13 protein-coding genes are annotated in these 16,148 nt (G+C 67.6%); 11 read left to right on the forward strand and 2 right to left on the reverse strand.

What is annotated here, in order from left to right; genetic code table 11:
* The first annotated feature begins 184 nt into the window (after positions 1-184).
* The 5 genes from ABOZ73_RS11035 (at position 185) to ABOZ73_RS11055 (ending at position 6,876) form a co-directional block, all read left to right on the forward strand.
* On the forward strand, positions 185-3,574 hold the full coding sequence (locus ABOZ73_RS11035) for a TonB-dependent receptor (protein ID WP_369058198.1): 3,390 nt from the start codon (positions 185-187) through the stop codon (positions 3,572-3,574).
* Between the two features lie 104 nt (positions 3,575-3,678).
* A complete protein-coding gene (locus ABOZ73_RS11040) occupies positions 3,679-4,674 on the forward strand; it encodes an agmatine deiminase family protein (RefSeq protein ID WP_369062527.1) in 996 nt (331 codons plus the stop codon).
* A gap of 2 nt (positions 4,675-4,676) precedes the next feature.
* Positions 4,677-5,552 (forward strand): N-carbamoylputrescine amidase, encoded by an 876-nt coding sequence (gene aguB, locus ABOZ73_RS11045; RefSeq protein WP_369058199.1) that lies wholly within the window; start codon positions 4,677-4,679, stop codon positions 5,550-5,552.
* On the forward strand, positions 5,549-6,079 hold the full coding sequence (locus ABOZ73_RS11050; RefSeq protein ID WP_369058200.1) for a GNAT family N-acetyltransferase: 531 nt from the start codon (positions 5,549-5,551) through the stop codon (positions 6,077-6,079). The genes aguB and ABOZ73_RS11050 overlap by 4 nt, the downstream gene beginning before the upstream one ends.
* Positions 6,080-6,231: 152 nt before the next feature.
* Positions 6,232-6,876 carry a M23 family metallopeptidase gene (locus ABOZ73_RS11055; protein ID WP_369058201.1) on the forward strand — a complete coding sequence of 215 codons (645 nt, stop codon included), beginning with the start codon at positions 6,232-6,234 and terminating at the stop codon, positions 6,874-6,876.
* Here ABOZ73_RS11055 and ABOZ73_RS11060 read toward each other — a convergent pair whose 3' ends face one another.
* Positions 6,877-7,632 carry a phosphatase PAP2 family protein gene (locus ABOZ73_RS11060; RefSeq protein ID WP_369058202.1) on the reverse strand — a complete coding sequence of 252 codons (756 nt, stop codon included), beginning with the start codon at positions 7,630-7,632 and terminating at the stop codon, positions 6,877-6,879. It abuts the gene before it with no gap.
* Between the two features lie 128 nt (positions 7,633-7,760).
* Here ABOZ73_RS11060 and ABOZ73_RS11065 point away from each other — a divergent pair, with 128 nt between their 5' ends.
* The 3 genes from ABOZ73_RS11065 (at position 7,761) to ABOZ73_RS11075 (ending at position 11,101) form a co-directional block, all read left to right on the forward strand.
* Entirely contained in the window at positions 7,761-9,830 is a 2,070-nt protein-coding gene (locus ABOZ73_RS11065; protein WP_369058203.1) for a TonB-dependent receptor, read from the forward strand.
* A 128-nt stretch (positions 9,831-9,958) separates the two neighbouring features.
* The gene (locus ABOZ73_RS11070) at positions 9,959-10,741 is read left to right on the forward strand and encodes a SapC family protein (RefSeq protein ID WP_369058204.1); all 783 of its coding nucleotides are present in this window, start codon (positions 9,959-9,961) and stop codon (positions 10,739-10,741) included.
* 159 nt (positions 10,742-10,900) lie between these two features.
* Complete coding sequence (locus ABOZ73_RS11075; protein ID WP_369058205.1) at positions 10,901-11,101, forward strand: hypothetical protein; 201 nt, start codon at positions 10,901-10,903, stop codon at positions 11,099-11,101.
* On the opposite strand, the gene ABOZ73_RS11080 is transcribed toward ABOZ73_RS11075, so the two are convergent.
* Complete coding sequence (locus ABOZ73_RS11080) at positions 11,098-11,490, reverse strand: acyl dehydratase (protein WP_369062528.1); 393 nt, start codon at positions 11,488-11,490, stop codon at positions 11,098-11,100. The two genes, ABOZ73_RS11075 and ABOZ73_RS11080, sit on opposite strands and share 4 nt — an antisense overlap.
* 80 nt (positions 11,491-11,570) lie before the next feature.
* Here ABOZ73_RS11080 and ABOZ73_RS11085 point away from each other — a divergent pair, with 80 nt between their 5' ends.
* The 3 genes from ABOZ73_RS11085 to pgi all read left to right on the forward strand — a co-directional run bounded on the left by ABOZ73_RS11085 (position 11,571) and on the right by pgi (position 16,047).
* On the forward strand, positions 11,571-13,712 hold the full coding sequence (locus ABOZ73_RS11085; protein ID WP_369058206.1) for a protein-disulfide reductase DsbD family protein: 2,142 nt from the start codon (positions 11,571-11,573) through the stop codon (positions 13,710-13,712).
* Between the two features lie 23 nt (positions 13,713-13,735).
* The gene (locus tag ABOZ73_RS11090) at positions 13,736-14,338 is read left to right on the forward strand and encodes a redoxin domain-containing protein (protein ID WP_369058207.1); all 603 of its coding nucleotides are present in this window, start codon (positions 13,736-13,738) and stop codon (positions 14,336-14,338) included.
* An 89-nt stretch (positions 14,339-14,427) separates the two neighbouring features.
* A complete protein-coding gene (pgi, locus tag ABOZ73_RS11095; RefSeq protein WP_369058208.1) occupies positions 14,428-16,047 on the forward strand; it encodes a glucose-6-phosphate isomerase in 1,620 nt (539 codons plus the stop codon).
* The last annotated feature ends 101 nt before the right edge of the window (positions 16,048-16,148 follow it).

The raw sequence follows: 16,148 nt of genomic DNA on the forward strand, positions 1-16,148 counted from the left end.
GCTTGTCCCGTCGCAGCCGATTTGTCCAATTTCGAGGCGCGGCGCCTATGACACAACACTGTGGGCGGATTGTGACAAGTCGTGGCGAAACTGTCACCAAAGGTTCGTAAACGAGGTCTAAAGGGGGCGAAGATCGACGGATGGGCAGAAATGGCCCTCCGCGTCTCGCAACGAGGGGATATCCATGCTTTCGATGAAGAGGCTCGCCTGTGGGGCGGCTCTTGGCGTGCTCGCCGCCGCCGCTTCGGCCTCGGCCGTCTACGCCCAGGAAACGACCGGCGCCGTGCGCGGCCAGATCACCGACGCCACGGGCGTCGGGGTTGCTGGCGCCACCGTCGTGATCACCTATGGCCCGACCGGCCAGGCCATCACCACGATGACCAACGACAACGGCTTCTACACCGTGCGCGGCCTGCGCGTGGGCGGGCCGTACGGCATCAAGGCCACCTCGCCCGCCGGCGAGACCATCGAGCGCAACCTGGGCAACGTCTCCCTGGGCGACCCGACCGAAGCTTCCTTGAGCTTCGAGGGCGGCGCCGACGTCTCGGAACTGGTCATCACCGCCGCGGCCAGCACCCCGTCGCAAGGCGTGGGCAGCAACTTCACCGCCTCGGACATCGCCAGCCTGCCGTCGCTGAACCGCGACCTGAAGGACGTGGTGCGTCTGGACCCCTTCGCGACCCTGGACGCGACCAACCAGGACGCCCTGTCCTTCGCCGGCACCAACACCCGCTTCAACCAAATCACCGTCGACGGCATCCGTCAGAACGATGACTTCGGTCTGAACAACAACGGCTACCCGACCCAGCGCTCGCCGATCTCGACCGAAGCGATCGCCGGCATGCAGGTTTCGATCGCCCCCTATTCGACCGTGAACAACGGCTTCCTGGGCGGCTCGATCAACGCCGTGACCAAGTCGGGCTCCAACGAGTTCCACGGCGCGCTGTACGGCGAAATCCTCGACGACAGCCTGCGCGGCGACAAGTACCGCTTCTACGACACCCGCACCGGCAGCCCGACCCGCGGCAGCCGCGTCACCCAGGACGTCTCGACGACCTTCCAGGAGAAGGTTTGGGGCGCGAACCTGGGCGGTCCGATCCTGAAGGATCACCTCTACTTCTTCGTCTCGTATGAAAAATACGAGGGCGAGTACAACCTCGACGAAGGTCCGACCGGTTCGGGCCGCAGCTCGACCATTCCGCGCATCACCGAAGCCGCGCTGAACACCTTCCAAGCCGCCACCAAGGCTCGCTACAACGTCGATCCGGGCAACTGGGTCAGCTCGGTCCCGCCGATCGAAGACGAAAAGTGGCTCGGCAAGCTGGACTGGGACATCAACGAAGATCACCGCCTGAGCTTCACCTACCAGAACACCCAGTCGGCTTCGTTCAACGGCTCGGTCAGCGACCTGTTCGCCAGCGGCAGCAGCGCCAGCTCGGTCCGCATCGGCCTGTCGACGTACCAGTACGTCAAGGACGAGAAGCTGGAGAACTACACCGTTCAGCTGAACTCGCGCTGGAGCGACAACCTCTCGACCGAACTGCGCCTCGGCAAGAAAGAGACGACGACCAACCGTCGAACCTTCGGTCCGGCCGGCGTGGGCGAAATCACGGTGAACGTCGCCGACCTGCCTGGCGTCCAAGCCGGCTCGGGCACGCCCGCCATCCGTTTCGGCACCGAACTGAACAGCCAGCCGAACTTCCTGAACACCAAGACCGACACCGCTGAGCTTCGCGTTCGCTACCACATGGGCGATCACGACTTCCTGCTCGGCGGCCGTATCGAGCGTCAGGACATCCTGAACATCTTCGGCCGCAACTATCTGCCGACCTACAGCTTCGCGTCCTATGCCGACTTCCTGGCCGGCCGCGCCGCCACCGTCCAGCTGACCGCCGCGGTCGAACCCAACGGCGGCACCGTGCCCGCTCAAGCCGGCACCGCCGAGCGCAACGCCGCCGCCGGCGAGTTCTATCTGAACTCGATCTACGCCGAAGACACCTACCAGATCACCGACAACCTCAGCCTGCTGGCTGGCGTTCGCTACGACTGGTACGTCCAGGACGACAAAGCCGACCTGAACAACAACTTCGTGTCGCGCAACGGTTTCGCCAACAACGCGACCCTCGACGGCAAGAACGTCCTGCTGCCGCGCGTCTTCGCCAAGTGGACCCCGACCAGCGACATCGACGTGGGTGTCGGCTTCGGCCGCTTCTCGTCGCAAGGCCTCGGCGTGTGGCTGCTGAACCCGATCGGCAACAGCGGCGTGGTGCAGACCAACGTCGTCTGCCCGGCCGGTCCGTACACCATCAGCAGCCTCAGCGCGGTTCCGGCCGGCTGTACGGCGACCCCGGGCAACGGCAACACCAACGCCCTGTCGCCGTCGTTCCGCATCCCCTCGGCCTGGAAGACCACCCTGACCGCCGGCTACAACTTCGACGTTGATCGCTTCGGTCTGGGCAGCGACTGGCGCGTCCAGGTGGATCTGATCCACCAGAAGAACCAGGACAGCGTGTTCTGGTTCGACCTGCGCGCCGAACCGAGCGCCGCGGGCGTCGCCCCGGACGGTCGTCCGGTCTATCAGCGCACCACGACCGGCACGATCGGCGCCAACGTGTTCGACATGATGCTTGGCAACAAGCGTGATGGCGGCGGCTCTGACTCGGCGGCGATCTCCCTGCGCAAGCGCTGGAACGACGGCTGGCTGGAAGGCCTGTCGGCGACGGCCTCCTACACCTACACGGAGGCCAAGGACCGCAACCCGATGACCAGCTCGATCGCTGACTCGAGCTACACGCGCTTTGCGACCTTCGACGCCCAGAACCCGTCGCTGGCGACCTCGGACTACGAGATCCGCCACAAGGGGCTGCTGCACCTCGGCTATCGTCGCGCCTTCTTCGGCGACAACATGACGATGATCGACGTGGTGACGCAGTACCGTTCGGGCCTGCCGTTCAGCTACACCTTCGCGTCTTCGGCCACGAACCGTCCGGAAACCGAATTCGGCAACTACGTGTCGACCTATTCGGGCCGTCAGGCTCAGTCGAACCAACTGCTGTACGTGCCGGCGACGGACTCCTCGGGCAACGTCACCGCGACGAGCGATCCGAAGATCACCTATGCCGCCGGCTTCGACGTGGCGAACTTCAACTCGTTCCTGAAGAACACCGGCCTGATCAAGTACGCCGGCAAGATCGCTCCGCGTAACGGCTTCCGTCAGCCGAGCGTCTTCACCACGGACATCAACATCCAGCAGGAAATCCCGGCCTTCTTCCCGACCGGCGCCAAGCTCCTGGGCTTCGTGACCATCGAGAACTTCGGCAACCTGCTGAACAGCAAGTGGGGCGCGCTGGAGCAGTACGACTTCTATCGCGGCGTGCCGGTGGTGAACCCCACCTGCGCCGGCGCTGGCGGCTCGTGCGCGGGTCAGGCCCGCTACACCTACAGCGACCTGCAGACGGCGGTCGGCGCCAACCCGGCGGCCGGCGTCGCCAACCGCGACCAACCGATCCGTCCGTTCGGCTTCACCAACGCTTCGGTGTGGCAGCTGAAGGTCGGCCTGAAGTATCAATTCTAAGGTTTTCGAACCTCTGAACGGGAAAGGGCGGCGCTTGCGCCGCCCTTTTTCTTTGTGCACGGCATTGACGTAACCTCCCTCATCCCCCACCTGCGCGCACCATGATGACCCTGAACATTCCCGCCGAATGGGCTCCTCACCGGGCCATGTGGCTCGGCTTCCCCAGCCACGCCGACCTCTGGGAAGAGGATCTGGCTCCCGCCCAGGCCGAAGTCGCGGCCCTGGCCCGCGCCCTCGCCGGGCCGGGCGGCGAGCGTGTCCGCCTGATGGTCTGCGGCGACGCCGCGGAGGCCGCCGCCCGCGATCTGCTGGGTGACGTTGCAGGGATCGAGATCGTCCGTGGCCTTTTTGGCGACATCTGGCTGCGCGACACCGGGCCGATCTTCCGCTCGGACGGCGTGGCCGCCGGCTTCGGCTTCAACGGGTGGGGCGGCAAATACTCGCTGGAGCACGACGGCGACGTGGCGGCGCAGATCGCCGCGGCGGCCGGCGCGCCGTTGAAGGCCAACGACTTCATTCTCGAAGGCGGCTCGGTGGACCATGACGGCTACGGCACTGTCCTGACCACGCGCCAGTGCCTGCTGAACCCCAACCGCAATCCCGGCTGGACCCAGGAGGCGGCCGAGGCCGCGCTCGCCGAGTCCATGGGCGCGCGCAAGGTGCTGTGGCTGGGCGACGGCCTGGTCAACGACCATACCGACGGCCACATCGACAACCTGGCCCGCTTCGTGGGGCCGGGCGTCGTCGCTTGCCCGGTCGCGGTCGGGTCCGACGACCCTAACGCCGAGATCTACAACGAGACCGCCCGCATGCTGGGCGCCATGACCGATGCGCGCAACAGCCCGCTGCAGGTCATGCGCATCCCGTCGCCGGGGCGGATCGTCGACGAGGACGGTGAGATCATCCCGGCCTCGCACATGAATTTCCTCATCGCCAACAAGGCGGTGATCGTCCCGACCTATGGCGAGGCGGGCGCCGCCTTCGCCGTCGAGGCGCTGGAAACCCTGTTCCCCGAGCGCCAGGTCATCGGCCTGCCGTCGAACGCCATCCTGACGGGCGGCGGCTCGTTCCATTGCATCAGCCAGCAGGAGCCCGCCTAAGCATGGCCCGCACGATCACCCTCGGCGCGATCCAGACCAGCTACGGCATGGATCTGGACGCCAACATCGAAAAGACCAAGGGTTTCATCCGTGAAGCCGCCGCCAAGGGGGCGCAGGTCATCCTGCCGTCCGAGCTGTTCCAGGGACCGTACTTCTGCGTCGCCCAGGAAGAGCACTGGTTCACCCAGGCCTATCCCTGGCGCACGCACCCCTGCGTGGTGGCTCTGCAGCCTCTGGCCGCCGAACTGGGCGTCGTCATCCCCGTCTCGATCTTCGAGCGCGAGGGGCCGCACTACTTCAACAGCCTGGTGATGATCGACGCCGACAGCTCGCTGATGGGCGTCTATCGCAAGAGCCATATTCCCGATGGCCCGGGCTATATGGAGAAGTACTACTTCCGGCCCGGCGATACCGGCTTCAAGGTCTGGGACACGCGCTTCGGCCGCATCGGCGTCGGCATCTGCTGGGACCAGTGGTACCCCGAGTGCGCCCGCTCGATGGCCCTGATGGGCGCCGAGGTGCTGCTCTATCCCACCGCCATCGGCAGCGAGCCGCATGACGACAGCCTCGATACGGCCCTGCCCTGGCGGCGGGCCATGCAGGGACATGCGGTGTCGAACGTCATCCCGGTGGTCGGCGCCAACCGCACCGGCTTCGAGCCGTGGGACGGTTACGCCAACGGCGGCCAGCGTTTTTACGGCTCGTCCTTCATCGCCAACCATCGCGGCGACCTCGTCGCCGAGTTCGGGCGTGACGATGAGGGCGTGCTCACGGCGGAGTTCGATCTGGACTTCCTGACCACGCACCGCGCGGCCTGGGGCTTTTTCCGCGATCGTCGTACGGATCTGTACGGCCACCTTTACCAGCCGCGTCCGTGATCGAGACCGAACGCCTCATCCTGCGCCCCTGGACGGACGCTGACCGCGAGCCGTTCGCGGCCATGTGCGCCGATCCCGAGGTCATGCGTCACTTCCCGGCGACCCTGATCCGGGCCGAGAGCGACGCGGTGGTGGACCGCATGGTCAACCATCAGGCGGAGCACGGCTTTTGCTTCTTCGCGCTTGAGCGGAAGGTCGATGGGGCGTTCCTGGGCTTCACCGGCATCATGACCCTGAAGCCGGAAAACCCGCTGCAGCCCGGCGTCGAGATCGGCTGGCGGCTGGCCCGCGAGGCGTGGGGCGTGGGCTATGCTTCCGAGGCGGCCCTGGCCGCCATCGCCCACGGCTTCGACGCCTTGGGCCTGAAACAGATCGTGTCGTTTACCGCCACCGAGAACCTGCGCTCCCAGGCGGTGATGCAGCGCATCGGCATGACCCGTCGCGCCGATCTGGACTTCGACCATCCCGCCGTGCCTGAGGGCCACAGGTTGCGCCCTCACGTCGTCTACGCCATAGAGCCTCGCTGACCGCTTGCGGCGACGCGCCGCATTGGTCGATCCGACCATCTCCGCCACATCGTCCCAGAGCCGGGGCGGGCCTCACCCAACTTGTCGTGCTTGCGGCAGAGAACAGGCGATCCATGGACATGGCGAGCGAAGGGCGTGCAACGCGCCCCTGGATGATCCCGGCTGCGATCGCGGCCACGGTGCTGTTGAGCGGCGCCGCCGCCGCGACCGTGCAGACCCACGGGTTCAAGCCGCTTCGCAAGGCGCTCGCCGCCGTCACCGCCTCTCAGGACGTGGAAGCCGAGCCGCGCTACGCCATCCGTTGGGTCGGGGCCGACCTCGACGGCGACGGCGCGGCGGACGTGGCCAACCCCACCGGCCAGGCGCCGCGTGAGCACGACGTGTTCGGCGACGGGGCCTATGGCGCATCGCGCGACGGCGGCTCACGCGACCACGAGGGCGTGGACTATCTGGGCCGCGCCGGCCAGGCCGTGAAGGCGCCGGTCTCCGGCTATGTGACCAAGATCGGCTACGCCTATCCGGGCGCGCAGGATCTGCAGTTCGTCGAGATCACCAATCCCGCCATCGGCTATGCGGCTCGGGTCTTCTACATCGAGCCCGGCGTTGAGTTGGGACAGGCGGTGCGCATCGGTCAGAAGGTCGGCGTGCTCAAGAGCCTGCAGAAGCGCTATCCGGGGATCAGCGACCACGTGCACCTGGAGATGATCAAGTCGGGCGACCGTGTCGACGCCACCCGCCTGATCACCGCCCGCCGCGTGCGCCTGCCGGACGAAGCGGTCCTGGCTTCGGCCGAGTGATCAGCGCCGCGCAGCGGCCAATTCGGCCCGCGCGGTTTCCAGATCAGCCTTGAACTGAGCGTCCCCGTGAAGACGGGCGACCAGGGCCGCGCCCAGCAGGCGGCCGGCTTCAACATCCGTAGGGAAATGCACGCCGCAGACCACTCGGCTGTCGCCGATCTCCCGCCCGCGCTTGAGGATCTCGCTCTGGCGATCCGGCGCCAGTTCGGCAAGCACCAGGGCCCAGGACCAGCCGATCAGGGAGTGTCCGGAGGGGTAGGAGCCGTTCTTCTCGATCCACCCTTCACGCGGCACGCAGATCGGCCGCTTGTCGCCGACCGGCGGGCGCGGGCGCTGATACTGGGCCTTGGCGTGCTCATAGAGCGGGCCGGCGTCGCCCACGATGCGCAACATCAGATTGGCGAGGGTCGGGGTGGTCTGCGGTCCGATGGGCGCGCCGATCACTTCGGAGAACCCCTTCCAGGCCTGGACGCCCGACAGGTCGGCGTCGGCGATGGCGCGATCCCAGCGCGGGGTGTCCACCAACTTGCGGCCTTCCAGATAGGCGGCCCGATCGGCGCGGCCGGCCGGTGTGTTTGGCGCCGGCGGGGCGGGCAGGATGACCAGCCCCTCGGGCGCGGTTCCCGCCGCCAGATAGCCGGCTGGCGCGCTGGTCCAGGTCGAGCTGTCGCCCGTCGTCCGCCAGGACGGCGCGGTCGGCGTTGCGCACGCGGCGAGGCCGAGCGCGGTGAAAACCAGGGCGGCGATGAACTTCATGTGGTGCTTCCGTAGGCAGGGCCGTGGTTGAAGCGACCTGCGGCGTTTGCGTCAAGCAAAGCTGCTTGACGATCGGATATGTTATTTCATAACAGACGTCAGTCATCGTTCAGTCAGGTAACTGTCTCATGTCCGTTCGCGTGCTCTTCGGCGCCGTCAGTCTCGCCGCGCTTTCCGCAGCCGCTCCTGCTCTCGCCGAGGAAACCTCGCCGCACGACGTGTCCGAGGTGGTGATCACCGCCGCGCCTTATTCCGTGCAGGCCGAGAACATGACCGCCAGCGTGGCGGTTGTGACCCGCCGGGATCTGGACCTGGCGCCGCAAGCGGGCCTGGGCGACGTCCTGGCCGGCATGCCAGGCCTGCGCTCCACGGCCTTCGGCGCGGGGGCCAGCCGACCGGTGGTGCGCGGCCTGTCCGGCCCGCGTGTCCTGGTCCTGAACAACGGCGTCGGCATGATCGACGCCAGCGCCCTGTCGCCGGACCACCAGGTCGCGTCCGATCCGGGCGAGGCCGAGCGTATCGAGGTGCTGCGCGGCCCGTCGGCCCTGGCCTATGGCGGCTCGGCTATCGGCGGCGTTGTCAACGTCATCGACGAGCGCATCGCCACTCACCGCCCCGAAACCCCCGAGGGGCGGGTGAACGTTTCCGGCGCCACGGTGGACGACAGTTATTCCGCCTCGGCCGCACTGCGCGCCGCGGTCGGCCCGCTGGTCTTCTCGCTCGACGGCCTGAAGCGCGAGAGCAAGGACTACGAGATCCCCGTGCCGGCGGAATCGGTGCGCCAGATCCTGTCGGAAGGCGAGTTCCCGGAAGGCCGCAAGAGCGGCAAGCTGGAGAACAGCGCCGTGGACCTGGAGACCTACGGCGCGGGCGTCTCCTACGTCGGCTCCAAGGGCTATCTCGGCCTGGCGGTGAAGCATACGGACACCAAGTACGGCGTGCCCGGTCATTCGCACGACCACGGTCATGGGGAAGATGAGCATGACCACGACCATGATCACGATCACGATCACGATCACGACCATGGGGCCGAGGAAGAAGCGCCGGTCACCATCGGCCTGAAGCAGACCCGCGTAGACCTGCGCGGCGAGTATGACGGCGCTTTCGGTCCCTTCGCCAAGATGCGCTTCTCGGGCGGTTGGGCCGACTACAAGCACACCGAGTTCGAAGGCGACGAGATCGGCACCCGCTTCATGTCCGACGGCCTGGAAGGCCGGCTGGAGCTGGTCCAAGCCGAGCGCGACGGCTGGAAGGGCGCGGTGGGCTTCCAGGCCCTGCGCCGCGACTTCGACGCCCAGGGCGACGAGGCTTATGTGCCCAAGGTGCGCATCACCGAGTTCGGCGCCTTCACCCAGCAGCGGGTGGACAAGGACGGCTGGGGTTACGAGGGCGGCCTGCGCATCGACCAGCGCAAGCTGGACAGCTTGGTTGGCGAGCGTGACTTCACCAACGTTTCCGGTTCGGTCGGCGCGTTCCTGACCCCGACCGACCAGTGGTTCTTCGGCGTGGCCCTGTCGCACAACGGCCGCGCGCCGACCGAGGCGGAGCTGTTCGCCAACGGCCCGCACATCGCCACCCGTGGTTTCGAGATCGGCGACCAGGACCTGAAGTCTGAAGTCGCCTATTCGCTGGAAGGGACCATCCATTATGGCGGCGATCGCCTGAAGGCGGACCTGCACCTGTTCGCGGCCAAGTATGACGGCTTCATCGACGCCCGCCCCACCGGCGAGGAAGACGATGGCCTGGCGGTGTTCGCCTACCAGCAGACGGACGCCGATTTCCACGGCTTCGAGGCCGAGGTCTCGTATCGGCTGTGGGAGCAGGGCGACAACAGCTTCACCCTGGAAGGCGGCGCGGACTATGTGCGCGGCGACACCGACCTGGGCGCCCCGGCCCGCATCCCGCCCTATTCGGTGTCGGTGCGCGGGATCGCCGACAGCCCGCATTGGGGCGGCCGCCTGGAAGTCCGCCAGGTGGGCAAGCAGACCCGCGTGGCCGACTTCGAGCTGCCTACCGACAGCTACACCGTCCTCAACGCCCGGGTGTCCTACAAACCCTACGGCGACCCGCGGCTGGAGCTCTACATGGACGGCCGCAACCTGACGGACGCCGAGGTGCGCGAGCACACGTCGTTCCTCAAGGACATCGCGCCGTCGCCGGGGCGGTCGCTGCGCGGCGGGATCGCCTGGCGCTTCTAGATCGGTGTTAGGCGGGTCGGATTGCCGGGGAGATGCCTATCGGCTAAGAAGCCGCTCCCATCAGGCGTCGCGGGTCTAGTGAACCGCTGATGCTAGAAGCCAACCTTTCTCCTGCATCCGAGTTCTTCATGACCGATCAGAGCCCGATCACCGGCAGCGTGCTGTTCTACAGCCAGCCCGAGCCGCTCAACGCCCAAACCCACGGCAAGCTTGGCATGAACGCCAACGACAAGCCGTACGCCTTCGCCCGCGAAGGCCACATCGTTCCGGCGGTGGTGACCGAGTTCGCTCCGGCGGCCCTGTCGTTCCCGATCATCTTCATCGGCGAAAAGAAGCTGCCGGTGGCCGTGATGGGCATCAACGCCGGCGAGAACCTGTTCGTGAAGGAAGACGGCGGCTACCTGACCGGCGCCTACATCCCGGGCTTCCTGCGCCGCTATCCGTTCGTCCTGGCCAATGACGACACCGAAAAGCGCATGGTCGTCTGCATCGACCGTCCGTCGAAGCTGATCCAAGAGAACGCCGAGACGCCGTTCTTCGACGCCAACGGCCAGCCGACCGAATTCACCCAGAACGCCATCAAGTTCTGCGACGACTTCGAGCTGGAGCGCATGCGCACCGAAAGCTTCGTCCAGCTGCTGACGGACCTGGACCTGTTCGAGACCAAGCAGGCCCACTACACCCCGTTCAACAACGACGGCACCCGCGGCGAGCCGCAGGTCATCGCCGAGTACTTCGCCGTGTCGGAAGACAAGCTGAAGGCCCTGCCGACCGAAAAGTTGCTCGAGCTGCGCGACAACGGCGCCCTGGGCCAGATCTACGCCCACCTGACCTCGCTGCTGGGTTGGGAACGCCTGATCGCCATGCAGATCGAAAAGCGCCTCGGCGAAGGCGGCCAGACCGTCCAGTAATCGGACGGGTCAGTACGATCCTGAAGGACCCTCCTCCGCCGCGCGGGGGAGGGTTTTTCTTTGGTCGGGTACCCGACTAAGCGTCGCCATTGGCCTCATTGAGGCCGCATCGGGCGGCGAGCTTCGCTGCAGACGTCGGTTGTGATTGCGGAGTTTTGCTTGTCGTCCGGCCCATTCGTTGTTCATCCCCATGGGGACCGCTGGGCCGTAGCTTCGGTCGACGGCGTCCTGATCGTCACCAGCACCAAGCGCGAAGCGCTGGACCTGGCGGCGGAGGCGGCCGCCATCCTTGCGCGGACATGGCCGCAAGCGCCCCGCCGGGCCGACGAAGCCCGCAGCTTCGCGCCGAAGGACGACTAACGGGCGAAGACGCTGCGGGTCAGGCAGGAGAAGACAAGCCGCCCGGCCTCGTCCAGCAGGTCGTGCTGGGCGATGACGATGCCCTTGCTCTCGCCGACCGCGTCCTTGCCCATCACCGTCATCCGCCCGCGCAACAACTCCCCCGATGGCGGATTGCGCGCCCACCGCAAGGCGTCGATGCCCAGGCGCTTTGTTTGTGGCCAGTCGGCCGAGGCCGTCTCGTCCAGCTTGGACCATAGGGCGAAGAGGAAGGCGTCCGGCGCGCCCCGTTCGACGTCCCATCCGGGAGAGAAGGCGGCGATGAAGGCCGTCAGGGCGTCCGGGTTCACGGCGGCCGCGCCGAGCGAGACCACCTGGCCGATTTCGATTTCGTCGAAGGATGCGGGCATGATTCGGATCATCACCCGCGCCGCCAGCTTGTCGATAGGGCGTATTTCACCGGACGCGACGGCGTTCTATAGCTTGCATCATGATCGCTCGCCTTTCCAGACGACTGCTGGGCGGACTTGCCGCCGCCCTGGGCCTGGCCGCCGCCGCGCCCGGCTTCGCCGCACCGGTGAACACCGGCCATATCCAGGCCGACCTGATCGCCCAGGACAGCTGGGCCGTTCCGGGCTCCACCGTCTATGTCGCCGTCACCCAGAAGATCGAGAAGGGCTGGCACACCTACTGGCGCAACAGCGGCGACAGCGGAGAGGCGACCAGCATCGCCTGGACCCTGCCGTCGGGCTGGAGCGCGGGCGACATCGTCTGGGCCACGCCGCATCGCCAGCCCACCGGGCCGCTGATGAACTACGGCTACGCCGACACGGTGGTCCTGCCGGTGCCGATCCAGGTCCCCGCCGGCGCCAAGCCGGGCGAGACGGTGACCCTGAAGGCCGACGTGACCTTCCTGGTCTGCGCCGACATCTGCATTCCCGAGAACGCCAAGCTCGACCTGGCCGTCGAGGTGCGCGACGAGGCGCCGGAACCCAACTGGCGCACCGGCCGCACGGTCGCCGACGCCCTGGCCGCCGCGCCGAAGCCGGCGGGGCTGGACGCGGTATTCCAGGCGTCCGAGACGGGGCTGAAGCTGGCCGTCATCGGCGGGCCGCTGAAGGGCGGACAATTCCCCGACGCCTATTTCTTTCCCTTCGACGGCACGCTCATCGACCACCCCGGCAAACAGACAGTGGAAGCGGGGCCTGACGGCCTGACCCTGACCATCCCGGCCGGGATCGCCCTGAAGTCGGGGCAGGTTCCCGAGGTGGTCGAGGGTGTCTTGACCATTGGCGACCAAGCCTTCGAGGTCTCGGCCAAGCCGGGCCAGCCGCCGGTCGGGGCCGCTGGCCTCGGCGTTCCGGCGGCGCGCGCGCCCTCGGGCGACGGCGGCGGCGTGCCGCTGGCCATCCTGTTCGCCTTTCTCGGCGGCCTGATCTTGAACCTGATGCCTTGCGTCTTCCCGGTGCTGTCCATGAAAGCGGCGTCCCTGGCGGGGCACGCCCATGACGCGCGTGAAGCGCGGACCCAAGGGCTGGCGTTTCTAGCCGGGGTGCTGGTCACCTTCCTGGCCCTGGCGGGGGCGCTGATCGCCGCCCGCGCCGCCGGCCAGGCGGTGGGCTGGGGCTTCCAGCTGCAGTCGCCGGCGGTGGTCGGGGTGCTGTCCCTGGTCATGCTGCTGACGGCGCTCAACCTGTCTGGCGTGTTCGAGGTCGGGACCTCCGTCCAGGGCGCGGGCCAGGGCCTGGCGTCCAGGGGCGGGCTGGCGGGCTCGTTCTTCACCGGGGTGCTGGCGGTGATCGTGGCCGCGCCCTGCACCGCGCCGTTCATGGCCCCGGCCATCGGGGTCGCCCTGACCCAGCCCGCGCTCGGCTCGCTGGCCATCTTCTTGTTCCTGGGCCTGGGCCTGGCCGCGCCCTATGTGGCGATCTCCTTCTCGCCCGCCCTGCTGCGCCGCTTTCCCAAGCCCGGCCCGTGGATGGACGTGCTGAAGAAGGTCCTGGCCTTCCCGATGTACGGCGCGGCGGCCTGGCTTGTCTGGGTGTTCTCCCTGCAGGCCGGCTCCACCGGCCTCGCCGCGCTTCTGGCCTGCGGGTTGGTGGTCGCCTTCGTCGCCTGGCTGTTCGGCCTGTCCCAGCGCCAGACCGCCCCGCGCACGCGCTGGCTGGCGGGCGGCGCGGCGATCCTGACCGCCGTCGGCGTCGTCGCCGTGATGATCCCCCTGGCCAAGGGCGGCGCCGCGCCAACCTCCGGTTCGGCCGCGGCCGTCACCTCCGCCGAACTGCCTTCGGAGCCGTGGTCGCCCGAGCGGGTGGCGGCGCTTCAGGCCGAGGGTCGGCCGGTGTTCGTCAACTTCACCGCCGCCTGGTGCGTCACCTGTCAGGTGAACGACAAGGTCGCCCTGTCGACCCAGCCGGTGGTCGACGCCTTCAAGGCCGCTGACGCCGTCTACATGGTCGCCGACTGGACTAACCGCGACGCCAAGATCGCCCAGGCGCTGTCCGACCACGGCCGCGCGGGCGTGCCGCTCTATCTTGTGTATGGCGCAAAGGGCGGAGACGCCGTCATACTGCCGCAGCTTCTGACCCCGGGCGCAGTGACCGAAGCCATCGAGGCCGCGACGCTGCGCTGATCGAATATCGATTGGAGACTCCCATGAGCCTGACCCGTCGTCTTCTCGTCGCCGCCGCGCCGATCCTGTCCCTCGCGCCCAGCCTGGCGTTGGCCGCCCCGGCTCCCGCCTTCTCGGTGAAGGACGCGGACGGCAAGACCCGCTCCCTCTCCGAATTCAAGGGCAAGACCGTGGTCCTGGAATGGGTCAACGAGGGCTGCCCCTATGTGAAGAAGCACTACAGCGGCAATATGCAGGCCCTGCAGCGCGCGGCGACGGCCGACGGCGTGGTATGGCTGACCGTGGCGTCCTCCGCCCCCGGCGAGCAGGGCTATTTCGCCGACGGCGGGGCCGCCAAGAAGTGGGCCGTCGCCAACAAGGCCGCCCCGTCCGCCATCCTGCTCGACCCGGAAGGCAAGATGGGCATGGCCTACGGCGCCAAGACCACGCCGCACATGTACGTCATCGATAAGACCGGCCAGCTCGTCTACCAGGGCGGCATCGACGACAAGCCGACCAACAAGGTCGAGGACATCAAGACGGCCAAGAACTATGTGGCCGCCGCCCTCGCCGACGTGAAGGCCGGCCGCAAGCCCGCCGTTGGGGTGAGCAAGCCGTATGGCTGCAGCGTCAAGTACAAGGCGTAAGCGCCGCTGGAGCCCTTTCCAGCATTGGTCTTCATGACGCCGCCTTTTCCCTCTGCTAATCGCGGTTGGTCAGCAGAGGGAGAGCGACGATGAGCAAGCTGGACGCGGCCTGGAGCCGTCTCGAGACCGCCGCCAGATCGGCGGGCGAAGGGCGCATCGCTGATTTCTTCCAGGGCGAGCCAGACCGCCTGTCCCGCCTGACGGTGGAGGCGGCCGGCCTGTCGCTGGATCTCTCCAAGCAGAGCTGGACCCTTGACGGCTTCGACGCCGCCCTCGACCTCGCCCGCGCGGCGGATGTGGAGGGCGCGCGCGCCGCCATGTTCGGCGGCGAGGCGATCAACACCTCCGAGGACCGCGCGGTCCTGCACGTGGCCCTGCGCGCGCCCAAGGACGCCGCCTACGGGGCCAAGGGCGAGGCGGTGATGGCCGACGTCGAGGAGGTCCGCGCCCGCATGAAGGCCTTTGCCGAGCAGGTCCGCTCCGGCGCGGTCAAGAGCTCCAGCGGCAAGCCGTTCAAGACCATCCTGCACATCGGCATCGGCGGCTCGGACCTTGGTCCCCGCCTGTTGTGGGACGCCCTTCGCCCAGTGACGCCGCAGATCGACGTGCGCTTCGTGGCCAATGTGGACGGCGCGGAGTTCGAGCTGGTCACCGCCGACATGGATCCGGCGCAGACCCTGGTCATCGTCGTCTCCAAGACCTTCACCACCCAGGAGACCATGGCCAACGCCCAGGCTGCCCGCGACTGGCTGAGCGCGGCCCTGGGCGAGGAGGCCGCCAGGAGGCACCTGGCCGCCGTCTCCACCGCCCTCGACAAGACCTCGACCTTCGGCGTGCCCGATGATCGGGTGTTCGGCTTCTGGGACTGGGTGGGCGGCCGCTACTCCCTGTGGTCCTCGGTCAGCCTGTCGGTGGCGATCGCCGCCGGCTGGGACGTCTTCGAGCGCTTCCACGCCGGGGCGGTCCAGATGGACACGCACTTCCGTGACGCCCCGCTGGACAGGAACGCGCCGGTCCTGCTGGCCCTGGCCCAGGTGTTCAACCGCAACGGCCTTGGCCGTCCCGCCCGCTCGGTGGTGGCCTACGCCTATCGTCTGAGCCGCCTGTCGGCCTTCCTCCAGCAGCTGGAGATGGAGTCCAACGGCAAGCAGATCGGCAAGGACGGCAAGCCGGTCGCGCACGGCACCTCGGCCATCGTCTTCGGCGGCGAGGGGACCAACGTCCAGCACGCCTACTTCCAGGCCATGCACCAGGGGACCGACATCACCCCCATGGAGCTGATCGGCCTGGCGGCGACTGACGAAGGTCCGGCCGGCATGCACGCCAAGCTGTTGTCGAACCTGCTGGCCCAGGCGGAGGCCTTTATGGTCGGCCGGTCCGAGGACGAGGTTCGCAAGGAGCTGGCCGACAAGGGCGTGGACGCCGCGACCGTCGAGATCATGGCTCCGCAGCGCACTTTCCCCGGCAACCGCCCGTCAACCCTGATCCTGCTGGATCGCCTGACGCCGGAGACCTTCGGCGCCCTGATCGCCCTCTATGAGCACAAAACCTTCGTCGAGGGCGTGATCTGGGGGATCAACAGCTTCGACCAGTGGGGCGTGGAGCTGGGCAAGGTGATGGCCGGCCGCATCCTGCCGGAGCTGGAGGGCGGCGCGCCGGCCGATCACGATCCGTCCACCACCGCCCTGATCGCCAAGCTGAAGGCGTGAGATCGCGGCGGGGTATGGTCAGTTAATCCCTTCTCGGCTATAGCCCCGCCCGTGACCTGCACCGCGCACCACCATCACGGCCACCACCACCCGACCTCATG

It is taken from the genome of Caulobacter sp. 73W (genome assembly GCF_041021955.1).
Classification (GTDB): domain Bacteria; phylum Pseudomonadota; class Alphaproteobacteria; order Caulobacterales; family Caulobacteraceae; genus Caulobacter.